Origin of the sequence: Methanobrevibacter sp. V74, from assembly GCF_963082495.1 — an archaeon.
GTDB lineage: Archaea > Methanobacteriota > Methanobacteria > Methanobacteriales > Methanobacteriaceae > Methanocatella.
The window spans coordinates 90,856-100,240 of the sequence record NZ_CAUJAN010000006.1; the positions used below are offsets into that span (position 1 = coordinate 90,856).

General features: G+C 24.6%; 2 protein-coding genes. Both read left to right on the forward strand.

Going from position 1 to position 9,385, the window contains the following annotated elements; genetic code table 11:
• The first annotated feature begins 297 nt into the window (after positions 1-297).
• The gene (locus Q9969_RS10365) at positions 298-2,556 is read left to right on the forward strand and encodes a hypothetical protein (protein WP_305557503.1); all 2,259 of its coding nucleotides are present in this window, start codon (positions 298-300) and stop codon (positions 2,554-2,556) included.
• 102 nt (positions 2,557-2,658) lie between these two features.
• Positions 2,659-9,198, forward strand: coding sequence for an Ig-like domain repeat protein (locus Q9969_RS10370; RefSeq protein WP_305557506.1), 6,540 nt, complete (start codon positions 2,659-2,661; stop codon positions 9,196-9,198).
• The last annotated feature ends 187 nt before the right edge of the window (positions 9,199-9,385 follow it).

Genomic DNA, 9,385 nt, shown 5'->3' on the forward strand with positions numbered 1-9,385 from the left:
AATGCTAATGCTTCATCAATATGTGGATATTTAGCTTCTAATGCAAAATGGAGTAGTATTAGTTATAATAATATTCTAATTAATAAATCCACCAATCAATCAGCTATATATTATTGTAATAATTCATCCAATAATACAATTAATGAAAACTATATTATTTCATATTCACTAAATGATAATGACTATGCAGTTTCAGTAATTTCAAATAAGAATTTATCAAATTCGATAGTCAAAAACTATTTAATAAGTTCTAATGGTTTTAAACGAGCTAATTTTGCAGTATATGCTCCATTTGATTTGGTTAAAGATAATTCTCCATTTGATCTTTATGTAGCATATAATGGAAGTGATGTTGTTGGTAATGGTAGTATAAATAATCCTTATGCTACAATTAAAAAAGCTATTGAAAATAGTTTAAACTTATGTATTATATATGTATTTGATGGAAATTATAACGAATCTAATATTACTATTGATAAGAATTTAACAATCCTTGCTGTTAATTCAGGTAAGGCATTCATTGATGTTCAAGCTAATCAATTATTCAATATACTTGAAAATAATACTTTATCTGTTTCTGGTTTTTTAATTGCTAATGCTTATAATGTTGATGGGGGATCAGTATTTATTAATAATGGCAAATTATTCATAAATAATGTGACTATATTTAACTCTTCATCTTATTTTGATAATTCTCACCCAGTGTTCAACCAAAATATAACATATCATGAGGATAATTTAATTGATAAAGCACATACAATTGATTGTTCGAATATGGGTAAAGGAGGCGCAATTCTAAATAATGGAGAATTAATTATCAATTCTTCTGTATTTTTTAATAATTTTGGACATTGTGGTGGAGTCATAGCTGATTATGGTAAAACTATTATAGAGGCATCTATCTTTTATAATAACAGAGGAATTCATGGAGGAGTTATTTATTCAAATTCAAAAAATAATTTGTCTATAATTAATTCTATTTTTAATAATAACACAGCATTAATTTCAATAGACTTTTGTAAAATTTTAATGCATTCTGTTGGTTGGTCAATTGAAGAGAACTATTTTTATCATTATAAATCTGAATGTGATTCACCAATTGGGGCTGGCGGTGTAATTTATACAAAAAATACTTGCATATTAATCAAAAATTCGTCATTTATGGATAATTCAGCTAGTATTGGTGGAGTGATAGCTACTCAGTGTGATAGTTTCACACAACTATCGAATTTTATTTCTAATGTTGATTTATATATTGATAATTGTTATTTTTATAATAATAAAGCTAATGATACTAGGTTTAAAGATGATCCACTTTATTTAGATGATTATAAACATTTCAATGGTTATAATGGTGGTGTTATCTATGGAACTTATAATAAACTATATATAAATGCTTCTAAATTTTATTATAATAAAGCTATTAATAATGGAGGAGTTTTATATGCCAAATCCAATGATGGTAAGATAATAGACTCTGTTTTGAATAATAATCGTGCTGGAACTAGTGGTGGGGCTTTAGATATTTCAAAAAATTTCATTATCATGAGATCAATTATTTCACATAATTCTGCTAGATATGGTGGTGCTATTGAATATGATTCTTATACTCATTATGGTCATATTCAAGACAATTTTAACATTTATAATTCAACTATATCTAATAATAAAGCTTTGAATGCTGGTGGTGCTTTTAACATCGGCTCTGGAAATGTTTCTATTCATGATTCAAATATTCTAAATAATTTTGCACCTTCTGGAACTACAATACATTCTCATGGAATCAAATATGCTATTGATATGAGATATAACTATTGGGGGGTATTACCAAATGGTCATATTGGACCTGATGACTCGGTTTGGAATGTGTATCATAATTTATTTAAACCATGGTACAAAGAATGGGTAGATTGGAATCCAAAAGTTATTGAATCAAATAATTCTAGTTCTAACTCTAGTAATTATAATCCTTATATTAATCCTAATTCAAATAATAATGGGAGTAATTCTGGTAATTCAGCATCTACTGGAACTAGTTCATCTACTACAACTTCAATTGGTGGAAATAATGGAAATGATCAGGGTAATGGTAAATACTTTGGTTCAGGTGATGGGAATAATTTAGGTCCAGGTAGTGGTAATGGGGGTAATGATGGTTCTTATTCAACTCTTCCAGGTTATAATAAATATAATGGGCAAAATATAAATGGAAATACAAATTCAAATAAGTCATCTAATTCGATTAACTCTAAAATTCATGGAAATGTTGATTTAAATAGTATTAGTAGATTAAATAGTTCAAACTATAATCCTAATTTAATTTCCACAGGTTTTACTGCAAATGCTGCTTCATCTCCATCAAGTTCTCAAAGAGGTATGCAAGATGATAGTGAAGGTTCAAGTTCTTCAACGGATAATTCTTATGAAATTACTAAAAAAATTAAAGAATTGTATGATGATGATAGATCTTTAACGATCTTTATTGTATTTATAATTGTTATTTTAGCTTTATTAATTTTGGGATGCAAATATGGGGTTGGTAAATTTGAAGAATAATAATTATTCTTCTTTTTGGAGATTAATTTAATAGAGGTGTTCTCAATTTTAAATAATAGATTTATTTTAATATTGTCTGTGATATTTATATTATTTACTTCAATGGCTTTTGTTAGTGCTTATGATAATAATACAAGAAGTACCGAGGTATCATTCGATTCTGAATATAATTTAGGTGATATTAATGGAAATAATAATTCTTTAGAAAATCAAGAAATTTATGTCGATCCATTAGGTAGTGATGATGCTAATGGAAGTTTTCAAAATCCTGTTTCATCTATTCACTGTGCTGTTGACATGGCGAGAAATAATTCTAAGATCATTCTAATGGATGGGGAATATAAAGGTATAAATAATACTCTTATTTTAATTAATAAAAATTTAACAATTAAGTCATTTTCAAATAATGTTATTATTAATGGGGAAAATAAATATGCATTTTTTAAAATAACTTCCGATTCCTCTTTAATATTAAATAATATTAAATTTATTAATGGATATACAGATTCTTATTCTCAATTAGGTGTTATTAACAATCTTGGAACATTGTTAGTAACTAATTCTTCATTTAATAATATGAATTCTATAATGGGGGCATTTTTTAATGAAGGAAATTTAATAATTAAAAATACTAATGTTACTAATGCGGTTTCTTTAAACATGGCTCAAATATTAACAAATATTGGAAATACTACTATATTAAATTCTCAATTAATAAAAAAATCGGTTCATCATTCAAATATCAATAATGTTGTTTATAATTATAATAATATCAGTATTATTAACTCTCAAGTTGATAATTTATTTTCAAATAAGAAATATGATGAAAATTCATATAAGATAGCTTCAATTATTATTAATAATTCTAAGTTAGATGGCATTAATTTTGAAGATGCATTTGTTTGTATTTATAACTCTAAAATTACTTTTGAATCTATTTTTAATAGTTGCAATGTGTCTATTGATGAAAGTAAATTTCTTTATCATGATAATATTATTTCGATAATGCACGTAACAAATTCAAATTTCACAGCGATTCATTCAGTTTTTAATTCTCATATTTTAACTGAATGTTCGTATGTTAATATTACATATTCTGTAATTTTAAGATCCATATCTGGAAATGCCTATAAATGTCATCTTTATGCACCTTATAATTGGTGGGGTATTAATTCTGGTCCATCTTATAAATATTTTAAAGAGGTTAATGTTAGTTATTGGGCAGTATCTACTTTTGAATATGGGTCTGATTATATTCCTATTAATCCTAATTCAACTTTTACAACAACATTAAATAAATGGAGTGATGGAAATTCTACATTTGAATTTAGAACTGGGGAATATTTACCATACAGACATTTAAAATTCGAATCTCAAAATGGTAACTTTTTATATTCATCTGCAAATATTGATAAAATTTTTTCAAATTATTTAATTGGAAACAATCTTGATTGTCATGTTTATGTTATTGTAGACTTTCAAAGACTATCTCTTAAGATTGGGAAAGGTTTATCTAACTATAATTATTTTGTCTCACCAGAAGGGCATGATGGTTTAGGTAATGGTACTTTTGAAAATCCATTTAAGACAATAAGTTATGCTGTTTCTAAAGCAGGGAATGGAAATACTATTTGCTTATTAGAAGGAATTTATAAAAGTAATTGGAATTCTAATGTTAAAATTACAAAGAATATAAATATGGTTGGATTAGGAAATGTAACTTTATTAAGATCTAATGATTATAGTATATTTGATATTAAAGAATGGGGTGCTTTGTCGTTAAAAAATATTAAATTTTCTGTTGAGATAAGGGAATATGTAGTTCCATTAATTATTTTAAATGGCGGAAATTTATCTGTTATTAACTGTTCTTTTTCAAATATAACTTCATATTGTGTTATTGTTACACAAAACGGAATAGAACATAATGGAATTGTTAATATATATGATTCTTATTTTGTAGACATTTCAGGATCAATATTAAGAGGTTCTGCTAAAATAAATGTTAAAAATTCTTTATTTAAAAGAATTCAATGTTATAAGGCTATTAAAGGTTCTGAATATTATAATGCACTATTTCCAATTTTATCTTCAATAGAAATTTATAACTCTCGATTTCAAAATAATCTAATGGGCATTGTAAATTTATATCCATTTACTTATTCTTCTTCAAAACTTAGATATTCCCAATATAATGATCTATATTCCAGATATGCTTATATTAAAAACACAACATTTGAAAATAATGTATTTTTCGATAAAAATGATTATTATTCAAGTAATGGGATTGGATTAGATATTTATAATGAAAATGGACATTTTTATGGATTTATAGATAACTGTTCATTCATTAATAATAAAGGTCAATTAGCCATAGCTACTAGTGTTAATTCCTCGATATTTATGAATAATTTTGAATCTCGTTATGATAATAGTATGGTTTATGCTGATTTAATTAATAATTCAGTTTTTATTAAGAATAAAAATCTGTATAAAGATTATAATAATGTATTTATCGGTAATGGTATAGCTAGTGCTAGATGTATATTGGAATCTATTTTTATGTATAATGAAGCTGCTTTTGGTGGGGCTATTGCAGATACAAAAGAAGCCCATTATTGTGTTTTTGTAAATAACACTTCTAAATATGGAGGTAATGATATTTATTCTTATTCAGGTGATGTAGATTATTCTAGTAATTGGTGGGGGAATAATCAAAAACCAAACTCGGATAAAGTGTTTATTTTCCTTGGAACTTTAACTTTAAGTAATTGGGTCATAATGACATTTGAATCGGTTTCAAATTCTATTATTAAAGCTTCATTAGATTATCTTAATAATGATGAAGGTAATATTTGTAAAATTAACCACAATATGCCTTCTCGTATGGTGTATTTCAAAATTGACCAAGGAATCCTTTCTCCAGAAAATACTTTACTTATAAATAATTCTGCTTATACAAACATGACTTATGATTTAAATTTAGATTTTAAAGTCTATGCAAGAATTGATAATCAATTATTAGATTTAGATATTAGAAGTACTAAAACTCTTTTAATAATGGAAGATGTTATTTTTAAAGGTAAAAATAATAATTTTGTTGTTGATTTAATCAATATTAATGGTTATAAAATATTTAATCAAACATTAGTTGTTGAGATTATTGATGAAAATAATACACAGAAGATATTTACAATTCAAACTGATGATAATGGTCATGCAGAATTTAATGTAGATTATCCAGTTGGTATTTATCAGATAAATATTAATTATTTAGGCAATGGTTTTTTCGAAAAATGTAATTCTACTTCTATAATGAAAATAATAAAATCTAATACTTATTTAATTAGTTATAATCAAACATATTATGGTAAAAATAACTTGTTTAAAGTTATATTATTTGGTGAAGGAGATAAAAAATTAAGCAACATGCTGATAAAATTTACTATTATAGATTCTAAAGGTAATTTAAGAGAAATTTATTCTTTAACAAATCAGGAAGCTACTGGTGAAATTATTATAAATTTGGATGTAGGTGAATATACAATCAAATCTGAATTTTTAGGTGATTCATGGTATTCCTATTCAATTAGTATTTCCCATATATTAGTTAATCCTGTTAATTCTACAATTATTGTTCCTGATGTTACATTATATGGTGCTGGTGATGTTTATAATATTACTTTAAAAGATATTCATGGATCATTAATATGTGGTGAAAATATTATTGTCACAATAACTCAAGGAACATTGTGCGATAAATTTATATTAAAAACAGATAATAATGGTGTTGCAAAATTAACTATAAACTATTTACCTGGAATTTATAATATTAAAGCCCAGTTTGTAGGAGATAATATATATGCTTCTACAAGTGGTGAAGGAGTTATTAAAGTTGAAAAAATCTTTACTATAATTTCAGGATTTCATCATTGTATTTTACCATTAAATGGAATATACACGGTTGTTTTAAGTGATATGTATGGTCGGCGTGTTAATAATGAATCTGTAACCTTATCATTATATAAAGGTAACTTAATAAAAAAATACACAATTAACACTGATGCTAATGGCGAAGCTGATTTTGTTATAAACCTTGAGGAAGGAACTTACCTAACAACTCTTGATTATAGTGGAAATAAGTGGTATTGTGATGCAACTAATGCAGCAACTATTGTTATTAGTAAAAAAGTTACTTTATCTAATATTTATATAAATTCAACAGATTTAGTTCAGTACTATGGAGAGAATAAATATTTCATAATAAAATTTAATGATCCGAACGCATATAGTCAATATGGTAAGAAAATCACAGTTACAATATCTTCTGGTTTGTGGTCACAAGCTTATGAGATTTTCACTGATATTTTTGGTCTTGCACGCTTAAAAATAAATTTAAATCCCGGAGAATATAATATTACTTATAAATATTCAAATAGTCATTATAACATATTTGCTTCATCTTCAAATACTATATCTGTTTATAAAATGCCAACGGTTTTAATAGCCAATAATTTGGTAATGAAAAATAATGAAAAATATTTATATAAAATAAATCTTCGAGATATTAATAATAACCCTATTAAAAACATGCTTGTTAATATTGATATTGGTGGTGTAAAATATAATTCTACTACAAATGATGAGGGTATAGCTAAAATATTACTTAGTTTGAGTGTTGGAAAACATATTATTAGTTATAATTTTACCAATCCAAATTATTTGTCCTCAAATGAATCATCTGTTATTCTTGTTGTTGATAGTGATAAGATACCTTCAAATTTATATTCACTAGATATTAATGCATTTGATAATCAAATATTAAATTTCACCATAAGATTGTCAGATATGTTAAATAATAGTATAGTAAGTTCTGAAGTAATACTTAAGCTTTCTACATTTTATGGAGAATCAATTATTAATATTACCGGTATAACAGATTCTGATGGAAAAATTACTTTTAATTTAAATTTAGATTATGGAAAATATATAGCTAATTTACACTATAATGGGAATGCCTTGTATTTAGCCAGTTATTCAACTAATACTATTAATATTGAATCAGCTGATAATCGTACAAAAACTATTTTATTTAATGGAGAAACAAAATTAACTAATTCTAAAGAGTATTATGTTGTTTTGTCTGATATTAATGGAACTTTACTTGCTAATAAAGAAATTAAATTTATCATTGGAAATAAAACAATTACTAGTATAACAGATGAAAAAGGAAGAGCTTACTTAAGTTTAAACCTAGATCCTAATTATTATATTATAAAAGCTATTTTTAATGGTGATGATAATTACAAAGCAGTTTCTAGTTTGAAAAAGATATTTATTTCAGGTGAACTAACTCAATTATATGCTATACCATTAGTTAAATATTATAGAAATGGAACTCAATTTCATGCAAGACTTGTAAATTCTAATGGAATTCCTTTAATTAATAAAATATTATCTATTTTATTGGAAGGAGTTTATTATAATTGTACAACTGATGAAAATGGGTGGATTACTTTAAACATTGATTTAAAACCAGGATTTTATAATGTGGAATGTTATTATTATTCAAATAACACTAATGAAAATTCTTTTGATAAAACAAATATTACTGTATTATCTACTGTTTTAGGTCAAAGTGAAGTAAAATATTATGGAGATTATCCTTATTTAACAATTAAATTTTTAGATGGTGCAGGGAATATAATTAAAAACACAATTTTTGTTATTGATATTGATGGTAAAAAATACTCAGCACAAACTAATAATGAAGGTATTTTTAATTTTAATCTTAATTTAAATTCAGGACATCATGTTATTTCAGTTAACAATCCTTATGATGGTTTATTTGTAACTTATACATTAGATATTTTAACCACTATTTATGCAAATAATCTAGTTAAAGTTTTTAACAATGGTGTTTCATATACTGCACAATTATTAGATAACACTGGAAATCCATTAAAAAATAAAAATGTAAAAATAATTATTAATGGTGTTTTATATTATAAAAAAACCGATGTTAATGGTATTTTAGAGTTAAATATGGATTTTAATCCTAAAACTTATCTTGTAACAGTTTTTAATCCAGTTACTAATGAATATATTGAAAATACAGTTAGAGTATTACCAACACTTATTAATAACAATAATATAAACATGTATTTCTCTGATGGTGCTTTTTATAAAGTTCTTGTTGTTGGAATTGATGGTAAAATTGTTGGATCGGGTGTAGTTGTTAAAATTAAAGTTAATGGCAAAATTTACAAAATTAAAACAAATAAGTATGGTTATGCTTTGTTTAAAATAAATTTAAAACCTGGGAAATATATAATTACTGCAGAATACAATTCATACAAAGTATCAAATAAAATTAATGTAAAAGCATTGCTAACTGCTAAAAATATTTCTAAGAAAAAATCTAAAAAGATTAAATTTTCTTCTAAATTAGTCGATACTAAAGGAAAAGCATTAAATGGTAAAAAAATAACTTTTAAATTTAAGGGAAAAATCTACAAAGCTAAAACTAATAAAAATGGAATAGCTACAATTACGATTAAGAATTTAAAAATTGGAAAATATACTATAATGTCAATATGGAATAAATTCACGATAAAGAACACTATAAAAATTAAAAAATAAATATGCATGAGAATTATAAAAAAAGTATTTGGGTTAATTAATCATAGTATTATAATCAATTGATCTTTTGTTTATTTTATATTTTGATTGATAACTATTGTTTTATTTTAATCTCATTTTAGTTTTAATCATTTTTATATTTGATTACTATATTTTGCACATATTTAATCATGATTTCTCTGTTTTT

Bases quoted from the DNA above. Each gene is read 5' to 3' on its own strand.
- Q9969_RS10370 (WP_305557506.1), top strand. From the start codon at position 2,659: ATGGCTTTTGTTAGTGCTTATGATAATAATACAAGAAGTACCGAGGTA.